The sequence below is a fragment of the Thalassococcus lentus genome (assembly GCF_028023555.1).
GTDB lineage: Bacteria > Pseudomonadota > Alphaproteobacteria > Rhodobacterales > Rhodobacteraceae > Thalassococcus_A > Thalassococcus_A lentus.
The window spans coordinates 1-14,920 of record NZ_JAQIOY010000006.1; the positions used below are offsets into that span (position 1 = coordinate 1).

At 59.1% G+C, this 14,920-nt stretch carries 12 protein-coding genes; 8 read left to right on the plus strand and 4 right to left on the minus strand.

What is annotated here, in order from left to right; all coding sequences use genetic code 11:
• The 3 genes from ftsY to PFY00_RS14095 form a co-directional block, all read left to right on the plus strand.
• Positions 1-1,087, plus strand: a 1,087-nt coding sequence (gene ftsY / locus PFY00_RS14085) for a signal recognition particle-docking protein FtsY (protein ID WP_271433218.1), incomplete at its 5' end; no start/stop codon positions are given.
• 106 nt (positions 1,088-1,193) lie between these two features.
• Positions 1,194-2,096: an EamA family transporter gene (locus tag PFY00_RS14090; protein ID WP_271433219.1), complete on the plus strand. Its 903-nt coding sequence runs from the start codon at positions 1,194-1,196 to the stop codon at positions 2,094-2,096.
• Between the two features lie 40 nt (positions 2,097-2,136).
• A complete protein-coding gene (locus PFY00_RS14095; RefSeq protein WP_271433220.1) occupies positions 2,137-2,757 on the plus strand; it encodes an inner membrane-spanning protein YciB in 621 nt (206 codons plus the stop codon).
• A 35-nt stretch (positions 2,758-2,792) separates the two neighbouring features.
• On the opposite strand, the gene PFY00_RS14100 is transcribed toward PFY00_RS14095, so the two are convergent.
• Entirely contained in the window at positions 2,793-3,398 is a 606-nt protein-coding gene (locus tag PFY00_RS14100) for a flavin reductase family protein (RefSeq protein WP_271433221.1), read from the minus strand.
• Between the two features lie 100 nt (positions 3,399-3,498).
• On the opposite strand from PFY00_RS14100, the gene PFY00_RS14105 reads away from it, so the two are divergent.
• From PFY00_RS14105 to PFY00_RS14115, 3 genes are all read left to right on the plus strand, one after another.
• Positions 3,499-3,984, plus strand: a complete 486-nt coding sequence (locus PFY00_RS14105) for a GNAT family N-acetyltransferase (protein ID WP_271433222.1) — start codon at positions 3,499-3,501, stop codon at positions 3,982-3,984.
• A 64-nt stretch (positions 3,985-4,048) separates the two neighbouring features.
• Positions 4,049-4,831 (plus strand): EcsC family protein, encoded by a 783-nt coding sequence (locus PFY00_RS14110; RefSeq protein ID WP_271433223.1) that lies wholly within the window; start codon positions 4,049-4,051, stop codon positions 4,829-4,831.
• Positions 4,832-5,127: 296 nt separating this feature from the next.
• Positions 5,128-7,482, plus strand: a complete 2,355-nt coding sequence (locus PFY00_RS14115; RefSeq protein WP_271433224.1) for an ATP-dependent helicase — start codon at positions 5,128-5,130, stop codon at positions 7,480-7,482.
• Between the two features lie 81 nt (positions 7,483-7,563).
• Here PFY00_RS14115 and PFY00_RS14120 read toward each other — a convergent pair whose 3' ends face one another.
• A complete protein-coding gene (locus tag PFY00_RS14120; RefSeq protein WP_271433396.1) occupies positions 7,564-8,022 on the minus strand; it encodes an Lrp/AsnC family transcriptional regulator in 459 nt (152 codons plus the stop codon).
• 132 nt (positions 8,023-8,154) lie between these two features.
• On the opposite strand from PFY00_RS14120, the gene hppD reads away from it, so the two are divergent.
• Positions 8,155-9,252, plus strand: a complete 1,098-nt coding sequence (gene hppD, locus PFY00_RS14125; protein ID WP_271433225.1) for a 4-hydroxyphenylpyruvate dioxygenase — start codon at positions 8,155-8,157, stop codon at positions 9,250-9,252.
• A 68-nt stretch (positions 9,253-9,320) separates the two neighbouring features.
• Here hppD and PFY00_RS14130 read toward each other — a convergent pair whose 3' ends face one another.
• The gene (locus tag PFY00_RS14130) at positions 9,321-12,218 is read right to left on the minus strand and encodes a hypothetical protein (protein WP_271433226.1); all 2,898 of its coding nucleotides are present in this window, start codon (positions 12,216-12,218) and stop codon (positions 9,321-9,323) included.
• Positions 12,219-12,402: 184 nt separating this feature from the next.
• On the opposite strand from PFY00_RS14130, the gene PFY00_RS14135 reads away from it, so the two are divergent.
• Positions 12,403-13,110 carry an SIMPL domain-containing protein gene (locus tag PFY00_RS14135; RefSeq protein WP_271433227.1) on the plus strand — a complete coding sequence of 236 codons (708 nt, stop codon included), beginning with the start codon at positions 12,403-12,405 and terminating at the stop codon, positions 13,108-13,110.
• 310 nt (positions 13,111-13,420) lie between these two features.
• Here PFY00_RS14135 and PFY00_RS14140 read toward each other — a convergent pair whose 3' ends face one another.
• On the minus strand, positions 13,421-14,710 hold the full coding sequence (locus tag PFY00_RS14140) for an O-acetylhomoserine aminocarboxypropyltransferase/cysteine synthase family protein (RefSeq protein WP_271433228.1): 1,290 nt from the start codon (positions 14,708-14,710) through the stop codon (positions 13,421-13,423).
• Positions 14,711-14,920: the final 210 nt, after the last annotated feature.

Here is a 14,920-nt window from a genome sequence, read left to right on the forward strand (position 1 = left end):
CGAGCCAGAGCCAGAGCCAGAGCCAGAGCCAGAGCCAGAGCCAGAGCCAGAGCCAGAGCCAGAGCCAGAGCCAGAGCCAGAGCCAGAGCCAGAGCCAGAGCCAGAGCCAGAGCCAGAGCCAGAGCCTCTTTCGGCAATGGATATCAAACCAGAGCCACCGGCGCCTGCGCCCGAACCACAAGAGACGGCAAAGCCCGGTTTGTTGGGGCGGTTGCTGGGACGTAAACCCGCAGCGGCCAAGCCCGTGGTGCGGCGCGTTCTGGATGATGACATGCTGGAACAGCTCGAAGAGTTGCTCATCACGTCGGATATGGGGGTCGACACTGCCCTGCGCGTGACAGCGAACATCGCCGAAGGGCGCATGGGTAAACGGCTGTCATCGCAAGAAATCAAGCAATTGCTGGCTTCGGAAATCGCTCGGATCATGGAAGAGGTGGCAAAACCGCTGCCGATCTACGCCAAGACGCCGCAGGTGGTGCTTGTGGTGGGGGTCAACGGGTCGGGCAAAACGACCACGATCGGCAAGCTCGCTTCGCAGTTTCGGGCTGCTGGCAAAAAGGTGGTTATTGCAGCCGGGGATACCTTCCGGGCCGCTGCGGTTGAGCAGCTTCAGGTCTGGGGCGACCGTGCGGGGGTTCCGGTGTTGACCGCGCCAGAAGGCTCGGACCCTGCAAGCCTTGCATTCGACGCCATGAGCAAGGCGCAGGATGAAGGGGCAGATCTGTTGATGATCGACACGGCAGGGCGTTTGCAGAACCGTGCAGATCTGATGGAAGAATTGGCCAAGATCGTGCGGGTGATCCGCAAGAAAGATCCCGAAGCTCCGCATAACACGTTGTTGGTGTTGGATGCCACGACCGGGCAAAATGCGCTCAGTCAGGTCGAAACCTTCCAAAAGCTTGCTGATGTCTCTGGTCTTGTGATGACCAAGCTGGATGGCACGGCCAAGGGCGGTGTTCTTGTGGCGCTGGCGGACAAGTTCGGTTTGCCGATCCATGCGATCGGTGTGGGTGAACAGATCGACGATCTGCAGCCCTTTGATCCCGAAGAGTTTGCAGCGGCCCTGACGGCGCTTGACACCGAATGATCCTCGCAGGGGCAACAGGCAGTGCATTGCTCGTTGCGCCTGACATGCCACATATCCGGTTTTCGCGCGCTGCGGTGTGGTCGCCTTCGCGTGGATTGAACGCACGATGAGTGAGTGGCTCATCAGCCTCGAAGGCACCCCCCAAGGCCATCAAACCGCTTTGATGCTGGCGCTTTTTGCTGCCTTTTTGCACGCCGTCTTCGGCGCATTGCAAAAGGGCCGTTTTGACCCATGGGTCACGCGGGCCGCGATTGATCTTTGGTTGGTGATCCTGTCGGCACCGCTCTTGTTTCTCGTGCCCTGGCCCGAGCCGCACATGTGGCCGATTTTTGCCGGGGCCGTTGTGATCCACCTGACCTACAAGGTCTTGCAGGCCATGGCCTACACACGTGGTGCCTACACCGTGGTCTACCCTGTGGTCCGCGGCACGGGCCCGCTGTTTGCGGTGATCGGAGCAGGGTTGGTCTTTGGCGAAAGCTTCACAGGCCTTCAATGGTCCGGGCTTGCGATCCTGCTGATCGGGATTTTTGGGCTGGCGGTCTACAACCTTGTCTTTCTTGAAGGACAGCGGGACACATTGGTTCCGGCCCTTGGGCTTGCGCTTTTGACCGGGTTGATGGTGGCGATCTACACGACCTATGACGCCTACGGCATCCGGGCCACGGCAGACCCCTTTACCTTTCTGGCCTGGTTCTTCTTTCTCGGATCGTTGGATTTTCCACTTTTGTTTCTGGCCCGTCCGCTGCGGCGGCGTCTGGAAGGGGTCGCAGTCCGCCCGTTGATGAAACGCGGGGTGACAGGCGCATTGGTGGCGTTCGGCAGCTTTGGTGCGGTGATGTTGGCAACGCGGCTCGACAAGGTGGGCGAAGCGGCGGTCTTGCGCGAAACTTCAACGGTATTTGCCGCCTTTATCGGCTGGCTGGTCCTGCGTGAAACGGTGGGGCCGCGCCGCATCGCTCTCATGGCTTTGATCGCCTTGGGTGCGGTTATCGTTGAGCTTGGTGGCTGATGCCACTATCTGCATTGAACCAACCGCAGCAGGAGCCACCATGGAAGACCGCCAAATCAATCCGTTGATGAAGTCAGCGCTCGAATATGGACCGATCCTCGGGTTCTTTGTGGCTTATCTTTGGCTCAAGGATCGTGTCTTCACGATCGGTGGCACCGAATACGAAGGTTTTATCGTCGTCACAGCGCTGTTCATCCCGATTTTTCTGATCGCCATGGCATTGCAGTGGCGTCTGACCGGCCATCTGAGCAAAATGCAGATCGTGACAGCGGTCCTGATCGTTGTTTTCGGCGGGCTGTCGGTCTGGCTGAACGACGAGCGGTTCTTCAAGATGAAGCCGACGCTGATCTATCTGCTCTTTGGTGGCGCATTGGCAGTGGGCCTGATGCGGGGTCAGAGCTGGCTGCAGGTGGTCATGGAGGGGTTGATGCCGCTTCAGCCCGAAGGGTGGATGATCCTGACCAAGCGCGTGATGCTGTTGTTCTTTGCGCTTGCTGCTGCGAATGAAATCATCTGGCGTACGATGTCGACCGAAACCTGGGTCTATTTCAAAACCTTTGGTTTGCCGCTTTCGGTTTTTGCCTTCTTCATTTTCCAAGGCGGGCTTTTCAAGGCGCATGGAATCGAGGAAGACGAGGAAGAGACCGGCGACGCCAGCTAGGCCGTGCCAGATCGAATGCCCGGCGCTTGGCCGGGCTATTCGCCGGGCCGTGTCAGGCTGAACTTATCGCGCACAACGGTGTAGTCGCGATACCCCATGCGTGACAGAGGGTTGAAACTCAGCACATCGAATATGCCGTCCTTCAGACAATCGTCGCGCATGTGAACGCCCGTAACCTCACCGAAAACTGCAAAATTTGCATCACCGGGCAGCTGAACGATTTGGGTCAGTTTGCATTCCAGATTGGCTGGCGCCGCTGCGACCCGTGCGCAGTCGATCGTATCGCATTGTGCTTTTTCGATACCGGCATCGGCAAATTCATCCACAGTGCTGTCCCATGGACCGGATGTCCGGTTCATCGCGTCGCGCATGGCATATTCGACGATATTGACGCAAAAGACCCCGCTTTCGCGCACCTGAGCGACCGTATCCTTTGTGTCGCCGCGATCTGGTTTCGTCGAGGTCGAAGAAAACATGACCTGCGGCGGGAAATAGGCAACGGCATTGAAAAAGGAATAGGGGGCCAGATTATCGTGGCCATCGCTGCCGCGGGTCGAAATCCATCCGATCGGACGCGGTGTGACAATGGCGTTAAACGGATTGTGGGGCAGGCCGTGGCCGTCTTCGGGGCGATAAAACATCGATCCATGTTCCTTGGTTCCGCCCTGTCACAGGGCGTTTGCGTGACACTTTGTGCCGTGATAGGCCGCTTTGCACCGGATTGCACGCAGGTCTGACACTTTGTTCACGCTCTCTCAGGAAACAGCAGAGGATTGGTGGGACGTAGAGGCCCTGTTCGACCTCAGTTTTGCCCCCGGCCGGTCTGCGCTTTCGTCCTACCGGCTGCGCGAAGATGTTGATCCGGTTTCCGAGTTATGCCGCGTTGCACGTGATGATCAGGGCATTCTGGGTGGGGCGATCCGTTATTGGCCCGTGCAGATCAGCGGGCAGCCCACATTGCTGTTGGGCCCGGTTGCGGTGCACCCCACGGCTCAGGGCGAGGGATTGGGCGGTGCGCTTATCCGGGACACGCTTGCGCGCGCGCGGGACCTTGGGCATCACCGGGTCATTCTGGTGGGTGATGCGCCGTACTACAGCCGTTTTGGATTTGAGAAATTGCAGGACGTAAAAATGCCGCCTCCGACCAACCCGGAACGTATTTTGGGCTGCGCCTTACAGCCGGGCGCTTGGCAAAATCTCCACGGTACGGTGAAACCTGTCGGTTAAACCCTTGAAAGGCGAGTGCACTCTACCCATTGTAGTATGCAGGGGGCCCAATAGAGGCTATGACATGACTGAGACTGACACCACCGCCGTAACGATCAACATCGAGGCGGAGATTGAAGCGATCGCCAACCGTTACCAATCTGCCAGCGGTTTGGGCGTCCAGATTTTCAACATGCTGAACTGGCCTGCAGATGCACTGCTGTCGCGCCTGCCTGAAAATGCACGCGGCAAGGTCGAGGTGCTGACGGTTCGCGGTCTGGAGGCGGCCATGAGCGCCGCATCCGGGTCACGCGCTGTGGTCAAGGATCAAAAGGACTGGGTCAATACGGCGACTGCAACGGCGGCCGGTGTTGTTGGCGGAATGGGCGGATTGCCTACGGCTTTGGCCGAGCTGCCAGTAACCGTCACGCTGCTAATGCGTGCGATTCAGGCGATTGCCACCGAACACGGCTATGACGTGGACGAAGAACAAACCCGCAAGGACTGCCTGCTTGTGTTTGCCGCCAATGGTCCGTTGACCGATGCCAAGGGTGAGCTGGACCTGAATTTCCTTGCATCTCGTGGCACTCTGAACGGCGTGAATGTCTTTATCGGCATTGGCCTGATTGCACCGCGACTTGCTGGGGTTCTTGGGCGCAAGCTTGCGGCGCAGACAATCCCCGTGATTGGTGCAGCGACCGCAGCGGCGACGAACTACAGCTACACTGGTTACTATCAGCAGATGGCCCATGTCGTCTTTGGCCTGCGCCGTTTGTCTGAACAGACAGGCACACCGTTTGCCGATCTGGTGGAAATGCTCCGCGACAAAGCGGCTCAGCCCAAGGTCAATTCGGCGCTCGGCGCTTAACCGTCGCTTAAGGTTAACACGCTATCGTTTTGCAAGGCGTGGTCTGAATTGACCCGTCTGCAACCCGCAGGTGCCAGGCTGATTGAAATGGCAGCGTTCGGCGATTGCGGGGTCCGGACAGAATCGGTTCGGTCGGTTGTGACCAGAAAGGTCTGCCACGTTTATCTCTCTTCGGGCCCGGTTGTTGGCAGAACGCCGCAGCCGGGTTCGTTATATGCGCTTTGCCGCCCTGATTGGGCGGAACATTTGTGGAACGAAGCTTTATCTTGGGGCCGCGCCGCGCTATCTTGCCGGGCATGAGCAGTTTTGACGATATCGACGCCTTCGAAGGCTCTTCGCTGGCCGCCCGCGCAATGGCCGCCCGACCGGCGCCTTATCTGGACGGGCTGAACCCGGCACAGCGTGAAGCCGTCGAGACCATGGATGGTCCGGTGCTGATGCTGGCAGGGGCAGGGACCGGGAAGACCCGTGCGCTGACGGCGCGCGTGGTGCATTTGCTGAACACCGGGCGCGCCCGGCCAAATGAAATTCTGGCCGTGACCTTTACCAACAAGGCCGCGCGCGAGATGAAAAACCGCATTGGCGGTATGCTGGGGCAAAGCATCGAGGGGATGCCCTGGCTGGGCACGTTCCATTCGATTTGCGTGAAACTGCTGCGCCGCCATGCGGAACTGGTGGGGTTGAAGTCCAATTTCACCATTTTGGACAGCGACGATCAGCTGCGCCTGCTCAAACAACTGGTCAGTGCCGCCGGGATCGACGACAAACGTTGGCCGGCCCGTCAGTTGGCCAGCATCATCGATGGCTGGAAAAACCGCGCGCTGACGCCGGACAAAATCCCGGCTGCGGATGCAGGGGCCTACAATCATCAGGGGCCGGTCCTCTATGCGCAGTATCAGGCCCGCCTGAAGGAACTGAACGCCACTGATTTTGGCGACTTGCTGCTGCACATGGTGGTGATCTTTCAAAACCACCCGGATGTGCTGGAGCAATACCAACGCTGGTTCCGCTACATTCTGGTGGACGAGTATCAAGATACCAACGTGGCCCAGTACTTGTGGCTGCGGCTTTTGGCGCAAAGCCACAAGAACATCTGCTGTGTGGGCGATGACGACCAGTCGATCTATGGCTGGCGCGGCGCCGAAGTGGGCAACATCCTGCGGTTCGAAAAGGATTTTCCCGGTGCGCATGTGGTTCGGCTGGAACAGAACTACCGTTCGACCCCGCATATTCTGGCCGCAGCCTCTGGCGTGATCGCAGGCAATGCGTCGCGCCTTGGCAAAGAGCTTTGGACCGAGGCACAGGAGGGTGAAAAGGTTCGCCTGATTGGCCATTGGGACGGCGACGAAGAAGCCCGCTGGATTGGCGAGGAAATCGAATCCATGCAACGTGGCACGCGCGGATTGCGTGCTTTCTCTCTCGATGACATGGCAATCCTTGTCAGGGCGTCGCATCAGATGCGCGCTTTCGAAGACCGGTTTCTGACCATTGGTCTTGCCTATCGGGTGATTGGTGGCCCGCGTTTCTATGAGCGCATGGAGATCCGAGATGCCATGGCCTATTTCCGCATGGTCGTTTCGCCGGATGATGATCTGGCATTCGAGCGGATCGTGAACACGCCCAAGCGCGGGCTGGGCGATAAGGCGCAGCAGACCATTCAGCGGCTGGCACGGGAAAACGGAGTGTCTTTGCTGGATGGCGCGGCCTTGGCGGTTGAGCAGGGCGCGATCAAGGGCAAAGGCGGGGCCGCTTTGGGCCAATTGGTCGTGGATCTGGCGCGTTGGGGTCGCATGACCGGGGAGGCCGGGCTGTCCCACATGGAACTGGCGGAAATCATCCTTGATGAATCCGGCTACACCACGATGTGGCAGAACGACAAAACACCCGAAGCGCCGGGTCGGTTGGAGAACCTCAAGGAACTGGTCAAGGCGCTGGAAGGGTTTGAAAACCTGCAAGGATTTCTGGAACATGTGTCGCTGGTCATGGACAACGAAAGCGATGATGGCGGGGCCAAGGTTTCGATCATGACGCTGCATGCGGCCAAGGGGCTGGAGTTTCCGGCTGTGTTTCTGCCGGGCTGGGAAGACGGGCTTTTCCCGTCGCAACGCAGCATGGACGAAAGCGGTGTCAAAGGGCTCGAGGAAGAGCGCAGGCTGGCCTATGTCGGCATCACCCGCGCAGAGGAGGTCTGCACGATTTCCTTTGCCGGCAACCGGCGTGTGTTCGGGCAATGGCAGTCGTCAATGCCCTCTCGTTTTATTGACGAATTGCCGGAAGAACATGTGGATGTGCTGACGCCGCCGGGTCTTTACGGTGGCGGATATGGCGCGGCTGGTATGAGCGGCGGGTTTGGGTCTGATCTGGAAAGCCGCGTGGCTGAAGCCAATGTCTATAACTCGCCGGGTTGGAAGCGGATGCAATCGCGTGCCGGTGAACGCTCGGTCAGTCAGCCGCGTGAGAGCCGGAACACCGTGATCGATCTGGAGGCAGTTTCGGCCTTCACCTTGGGCGAACGGGTTTTCCATCAGAAATTCGGCTATGGCCGTATCGAGGGGATCGAAGGCGACAAGCTGGAAATCGCATTCGAAAAGGCGGGTATCAAGAAGGTGGTTGCCCGTTTTATCGTCGCGGCGGACGACGTGCCGTTTTAACGGTCCGGGCAGGGGGCGCTGCCCCCTCGGCCTGCGGCCTCACCCCCGGGATATTTGAAGCACAAAGAAACCTTCCGGGATTTATCGAACCGGAAGCGGTGCATCGGCCTTGGATTGCCCCATGACGATCTGGCTGTGGACGCGGGCCACTGTTGGATGGGCCAGCAGGACTTCGTGGATCAAACGGTTGAGCGCGGGCAGGTCTTCACACCAGACCCGCAGCAGGTAGTCGGCTTCACCTGTCATGGTCCAGGCCGACGTGATCTCATCCCGGGTGCGCAACATCTGATCAAATGAACGGCCTTGCTCGGCACCGTGGCGCGCCAGTTGAACCTGCACAAAGGCCTGAACCGTCAGCCCGACCCGTTCCGGGGCGAGCTGCGCCCGGTAGGTGCGGATCACGCCGGAATCTTCAAGGCGCTGCCGTCTGCGGCCGATCTGAGAGGCCGACAGGCCCAGAGTGTCCGCCAGTTCCTGTGCGGTCGCATTGCCCTTGCGTTGCAGCAAATTCAGCAATTGTGTGTCGATTTGGTCCATGATGCGAGTTTTCCGCGCAAAATATCAATATAGAGCGGTATGCATGCGAATTTTCTGAATTGAAAGTATGAAATGCGCAAAATTTGCAGCGCTCGAGGTGTAGATTGATTAGGAAGCCGCAAACAGGAGACGCTCATGGGACCTTTCCCGCACGATGCCCCGCAATCCAAGATCACACCCGAAAACCCTGCCGGAACCGACGGTTTTGAGTTTGTCGAGTTCGCGCATCCCGAGCCGCAGTCTCTGCGCGCGCTGTTTGCTCAGATGGGGTATGCGCATGTGGCCAATCACAAGACCAAGCAGATCGAGTTGTGGCAGCAGGGCGATATCACCTATGTCCTGAATGCCGAGCCGGGCAGTTTCGCCTCTCGTTTCGCCGAGGAGCACGGCCCCTGCGCGTCAGCGATGGCCTGGCGTGTGGTTGATGCACAGCAGGCCTTTGATCATGCGGTTTCGAAAGGTGCGGAGCCCTATGAAGGCGCGGATAAGTCCGTGGATTGGCCCGCCATCAAAGGCATTGGTGGCAGCTTGATTTATTTCACGGATCAGTATTACGACACTTCGCCGTATAACGCCGAATTTGACTGGATCGAACAGTCCAAGCCGCGCGGCGTTGGTTTCTACTATCTCGATCACCTGACGCACAATGTCTTTAAGGGGAACATGGATGTTTGGTTCAAGTTCTACCAGGACCTGTTCAACTTTCGGGAAATCCGGTTCTTTGACATTGAAGGCAAATACACCGGGCTGTTCAGCCGCGCACTGACTTCACCTTGTGGGCGTATTCGCATTCCAATCAACGAAGACCGCGGCGAGACCGGCCAGATTGTCGCCTATTTGAAAAAGTACAAAGGCGAAGGCATTCAGCATATCGCAGTGGGCGCGCATGATATTTATGACGCGACGGATGCAATCGCTGAGAACGGTCTGAAGTTCATGCCGGGCCCGCCAGAGACCTACTACACGCTGAGCAAGACACGCGTGCATGGCCATGATGAGCCGATGGACCGGATGCAAAAACACGGAATCCTGATTGATGGTGAAGGTGTTGTTGATGGCGGCGAAACGCGCATCCTGTTGCAGATCTTTTCAAAGACAGTTGTTGGACCGATCTTTTTTGAGTTCATTCAGCGCAAAGGCGACGACGGCTTTGGCGAGGGGAATTTCAAGGCACTGTTTGAATCGATTGAGCGCGAACAGATTGAAAATGGCGAATTGACCGCTGCTGAATAGCAAGGCCTTCCATCAAAGAAAAACGGCGCCGGACAATCCGGCGCCGTTTTTGTTTTGGGTTGTAGCGATTAGCTGCGGGGCATCTTCAACACGACACTGCGGCCGCTTTTGTTATACCGCAGTTCAGATTCGCTGATCGCGGACACCCGGCCACCGTCGATACGGTCGCCGATCTTGACCTTTTTGTAGCGCCCATTGGCCAAGCGGACGAGTGCGCGGCGATTGGACGATGTCCCATAGACACCGATCAGGTTGATTTTGTTCAGGTTAATGGCATTCCGAACAGTGGCTGAGCGCGCAACGGATGCAGAGGACGGCACATCAGGACGAACGGTACGAGGGGCAACAGCCGCTGCCGATGCCGTTTGAACCGGCGCGCGGGTCGCTTCTCGTTCGGCGCGGCGAACGATGGCATTGATGTTGCGCGGGCGCGATACAGGGGCCAGCGATCTGGCCACGGCCTGCCGGGTTGCGGGGGCGTCCGGCGCCTCGATCTCGGCTTCTTCCTGCGCTGTCTTGGGGCGCATGTTTGGACGGATTTTGCCCAGTTCGGCCCGGGAAATACCGCCCAATTCGGCGCGTTCGCGCTGTTCAACCAAATCCGAAGGCCGCGCGTTGGGGCGGAACGCTGCTAGGGCCAGCGCTTCGGCAGATGGGGGCACGTCTGCGGCATCCGGGGCCTGTGGCGCCGCGAGTGCCGTGCGCAGAGGTGGAGTGACTGGCGGGCGGCCAGCAAAAATACGCAGGCCTTCAGGGGTCAATGCACCCTGTGCGGTGGCTCGGACCAACCCGCGTTCATCGATATCAAAAACCATTCCAGCAGGCGGGGGCAAGCCGGGATCTTCCAATGTTGCGCCCGGTGCAATCCGCCGCGCGTCGGGCAGGGCAACCGCATCAAACTGCTGAACGGCAGGGTCAATCGATGCAACGTAGATGTCTTCGACGTTGCCCACAGGCAGTTCTGCGGGGGCTGTGGGTGCGCGTTGCCAGATGCCGGTCGCAGCATAGGTGGCGGCGGCTTCTTCGGCGCTGAGCGCCGAGGGTTGTCGTGGAATGGACAGTGGTGCTTGCACTGGTTCAACCGGCTCGGCGACCCCGGTATCCAGTGCGGCAACCTGCACCGAGGCATCATCCAGTTCCTCTTCGGCAGGGCGAACGTCCAATTGCTCGGGGTTGACCTCGGGCAGCGCGGCTGGGGCCAGGGCGACTGCGGGTGTTTGATCAGAATTGCGGAAGAAGCGTGCCAGACCTTCGTCCATGAAAACCGAAGCCCAAGCCGCAACACCGATCAACAACAACAGCAGGGCAGATGTGAGCATCAGGCCCAGAAAACGAGGTTTGCCCCCCACCTGATCCTTGCTGCGTTGGCCGAACACCGTCATGCGTTCGCGCTCGGACTGGCTGGCGGTCAGAGTGGCTGCAGCTGCGCCAGCACCGGCTGTGCCAACCAGGCTTGCTTCGTTTCGGCGGGCATCGCGATCGCCTGCAGCGGTTCGGATGGCGGCCAATCTTTGAAGGGCGGCCTTTGACGCAGTGGTTGCCTCGGGTGCTTTGCGTGCAAGCGTTTGCGCGGTCAAAACACCTGCGGGCATTGGCGGCACGTCATCAATGATGCCATCATCGTTGTGCATTGCTGCGGGTTCGGCTTCGGGGGCCGGATCAACCGGTTTCTCAGCCTTGCGCCGTTTGGAAAAGAAACCAAATGTCGCGCCTTTGCCGGTGTCTTCTGCCGTATCCTCAGCAACCTCCTCAGCCTCGATGCGACCATCCGTGATCTTTGCGCCTTTGACACCGGTATCCGCTTTTAGGGATGGCATGAACCGCCGCATTGAACTGGCTGCGGCCGCCGCGGCGGCGCCCAGCTTTGGCACCGAAGCCGGGGCCTCTGCATCTGCGTCGCGGGTTGCCCGGATCGAGGAAAAGCTGGGGCTCGCCTCTGCCTCTGGGATATCGTCCGTCACCTTGGCGGGGATAGCCTCGATCGGCGGTGCGTTTGACACGACAGGCGGCTCGGGGCTGCGCAGCACGGGCGCAGCTGCCGGCGCTGCTGCGGCGGCCGGGGGCGCTACGGTCGGTGCAGAAGGGGCCGGAGCGACTGGCGCTTTGACCGCATCCTTTGCGACCGGCACTTCTGCCTGAGCACCGCCAAACCGAGCGGTCGGGGCTGCCGGTTCTTGCGGCTTGGGGTCGGGTTGTGGCTTGGGCGCTGGGGCGGGAGTCGCAAAGCGAGCAGGCTTTTCCTGTGTTGCCTCGACAACGTCCGGTTTCGCGGCAGGCTTTGCCATTTCGGGCTCTGGCTTGGCTTCTGGTTCTGCCTTGGCAGGCTCAACCACATCGGCCTTGTTCTCACTGCGCGAGGACAGGAAGTTGGGTTTGTTGTTCTGGTCTTCCGGAACAAACGCGTTTTTCGTCGGGGCAAATGCATCTTCTGTCGCAGCGATCACGCGCAACGCTGCTAGCGGGCGTTCCGGTTCTGACTTGCCCTTGAATTGCGCGGCCTTGCCAAAAAACACCGGGCCCTCAAAGGACAGCTCGGGCGCGATGGCAAGATGGGCAACAGGAACAAAGTTGTGGCTCTTGGCAAAAGCTTCGGCTTCGTCCAGCGTCTCGCGTGCAACGGCGGCGACCATCAGGCGGCCGTTCGCGGTGCTCACGTCGTAGGCCAGCTGCTCAAAGGTGTAGGGCGTCTCTTTCTCCAACGCCGCCTTGATAGCGGCATCACGGGCGCTTTGATCGCCGCCCAAATCGGGCAGGTCCAGATAACGCATCTGTTCGTTCGGAATGATCAATCCGACCTGATGCGCGCCACGATGGATGGACCGGGCGGTTTTGCGCAGGCGCGCCATATCGCCATCAAGGTCCGAAGATTCCAGAGATACCTCTCCGATCGGCGCCCAACCGCCCGGCATCCGCCGCAGCAGTACGATTCCGTCGAAGGAGAGTGACAAGGCAAAGTTCAGTCGCATGCGGGCTCTTTAGCAGTCCTGCTATTGCTGTGGGAGTCTTAAGGTTCCACACCCGTATAATACAGCAAAGCTTTGCCGAATAAAAGAAAAGCAGCGCGCTGCGCTTGCTATTGCCCCAGTGCGGCGTGACATTGAAAATTGATGCGCATTGTTCGATGAGACGGCCTGTTCGAAAGGAAACCCTATGCTTTTAAAACGTTTTTTCAGTGCGATGGTTCTTGGACTATCCCTGACGGTGACGGCTCTGCCATTGCAGGCGCAAGAGACTGGAGCTGACGTGCCGACGTTGCGGGTCAACGGACAGGGGGTCGTCACCGCAGCGCCGGATATGGCGAGTCTGACTTTGGGGGTGACAGAACGGGCCAAAACGGCGCCCGAAGCCATGGATGCGGTCTCTCAAAGCGTGTCAGCCATTCTGACCCGATTGAAAGCCGCTGGAATCAGCGGGGCAGATGTTCAGACGTCCGATCTGTCGCTTGGTCCGATCTGGGATAACCGGTCCTCGGGCAATCGACCAGAGGTTTCTGGGTTCGAGGCCTCGAACCGTCTGACAATCCGGGTGCGTGATTTGGATCGTTTGGGTGATGTCTTGGGGGCGGCTTTAGAAGACGGCGCCAATCGAATGTCCGGGCTTCGGTTCGGCCTGACAGAGCGGCGCCCGCTCGAGGATGAAGCGCGCCGTGCGGCGGTCGCGGATGCCTTGGCCAAAGCGCAGCTTTATGCAGAAGCCGCAGGTGTCACACTTGGGCCCATTCTGTCGATCAGCGAGGGGTTCGTTTCACGACCGGAGCCCGGGATCATGATGGCCGCACGCGCTGAATCGGTCCCGGTGGCCGCGGGTGAAACGGGCATATCTGCGCAGGTCCAAATGGTCTTTGCACTGCAGCCCTAGCGCGGGAATTTCAACTTTGCAAAGCGCCGGGCCGCATGCCGGGCAGACGCCATAACCATTGGCCTGACATCCATATGAGCGGATCGAGGCGTTTTGCGGGGTCCATACCGATGTTGATCAAGTCGAACGGGTGGCACTGGCGATCGGGGCGGCCGTAGAACCAGTTGTACCGTTCGCCGTCCCATTCCGATTCCGGTGTCAGATCATGCCGCGCCGAAAAAACGCTGCCGCTTAGATTTCCGGCAGAAGATGTTGCTGGATGGCGGCGCGCAATTGCTGAAGCGCACTCTTCTTGCGCGCCGCCATGAATTTAGCGCGCCGCGTTCAGCGCACGGTCCAGATCAGCGATCAGATCATCAGCTTCTTCTGTGCCAATCGAAATCCGAACCACGTTGGGCGCCGCACCTGCAGCAACCTGTTGTTCCACCGTCAACTGGCGGTGCGTGGTCGATGCGGAGTGGATCACAAGGCTGCGGGTGTCGCCAAGGTTGGCAACATGGCTGAAAATTTCGAGGTTATCGACGAATTTCACGCAGCTTTCGTAGCCGCCCTTGAGTGCGATGGTGAACAGGCCACCGGCGCCCTTGGGGCAGATTTTTGACACCCGTTTGTTGTAGGGTGAAGACTTGAGACCGGCGTAGGTGACCGCTTCGACCGCGTCATGTGTTTCCAACCAGGATGCGACTTTTTCAGCGTTTTCAACGTGCTTTTGCATGCGCAGCGACAAGGTTTCGATCCCCATCAGCGTGTAGTGCGCTGCTTGTGGGTTCAGCGTCATGCCCAGATCACGCAGGCCGATCGCGATCCCGTGGAAGGTGAAGGCCAGCGGGCCAAAAGTCTCGTGGAACTTGAGCCCGTGATAGGCTGGCTCTGCCGCCGAGAGCGATGGGAACTTGTCAGATGCAGACCAGTCGAACTTGCCCGAATCGATCACGACGCCGCCGGTTACGGTGCCGTTGCCGGTCAGGTACTTGGTCATCGAATGCACAACGAGGGTCGCGCCGTGTTCGATTGGCCGGCACAGGTAAGGCGAAGCCGAGGTGTTGTCGACAATCAAAGGAATGCCCGCCTCATCCGCGACACCGGCGATGGCGTCGAGGTCGGTGATGTAGCCACCCGGATTCGCGATCGACTCGCAGAATACGGCGCGTGTGTCGTCGTCGATCGCGGCCTTGACGGCGTCCAGATCGTCGAAGTCGACAAAGGTGCAGGACCAACCAAAGCGTTTGATCGTCTGGCTGAACTGCGTGACAGTACCACCGTAAAGCCTTGTGCTGGCGACGATATTTTTGCCAGGGCCCATCAGAGGGAACAGCGCCATGATCTGCGCGGCATGACCTGAAGAACAGCAAACAGCACCGACACCGCCTTCGAGTGTGGCCATGCGTTCCTGTAGTGCCGCGACCGTTGGGTTGGTCAGGCGCGAATAGATATAGCCGACTTCCTGCAGGTTGAACAAAGCAGCGGCGTGTTCGGCATCGCGAAACACATAGGCTGTTGTCTGGTAAATCGGTGTTTGCCGCGCGCCGGTTGCCGGGTCTGGGCGGGCGCCTGCGTGGATTTGCAGCGTGTCAAAGCCGTATTCGGGTCCGTCGGTCATGGGATCCTCCCTGAAGTTTGTGCTGCCGCAAGGATTAGGCCATTGCATGCCAGCCCACAACGGCCCCTGTTCTTCATCCTCGGACAAAGACCACTTTTCCATGAATGACCGCAAAAGTGTGACGCTGTCCTGATCAAGCGCTGTGTCACATAACATTTGCCCAATGATCAGGCCGGGTTGGTTTTCTTCATCAGGTGGATCTTTTCAGGG

Bases quoted from the DNA above. Each gene is read 5' to 3' on its own strand.
- PFY00_RS14090 (WP_271433219.1), top strand. From the start codon at position 1,194: ATGAGTGAGTGGCTCATCAGCCTCGAAGGCACCCCCCAAGGCCATCAA.
- PFY00_RS14095 (WP_271433220.1), top strand. From the start codon at position 2,137: ATGGAAGACCGCCAAATCAATCCGTTGATGAAGTCAGCGCTCGAATAT.
- PFY00_RS14100 (WP_271433221.1), bottom strand. From the start codon at position 3,398: ATGTTTTATCGCCCCGAAGACGGCCACGGCCTGCCCCACAATCCGTTT.
- PFY00_RS14110 (WP_271433223.1), top strand. From the start codon at position 4,049: ATGACTGAGACTGACACCACCGCCGTAACGATCAACATCGAGGCGGAG.
- PFY00_RS14115 (WP_271433224.1), top strand. From the start codon at position 5,128: ATGAGCAGTTTTGACGATATCGACGCCTTCGAAGGCTCTTCGCTGGCC.
- hppD (WP_271433225.1), top strand. From the start codon at position 8,155: ATGGGACCTTTCCCGCACGATGCCCCGCAATCCAAGATCACACCCGAA.
- PFY00_RS14130 (WP_271433226.1), bottom strand. From the start codon at position 12,218: ATGCGACTGAACTTTGCCTTGTCACTCTCCTTCGACGGAATCGTACTG.
- PFY00_RS14135 (WP_271433227.1), top strand. From the start codon at position 12,403: ATGCTTTTAAAACGTTTTTTCAGTGCGATGGTTCTTGGACTATCCCTG.
- PFY00_RS14140 (WP_271433228.1), bottom strand. From the start codon at position 14,710: ATGACCGACGGACCCGAATACGGCTTTGACACGCTGCAAATCCACGCA.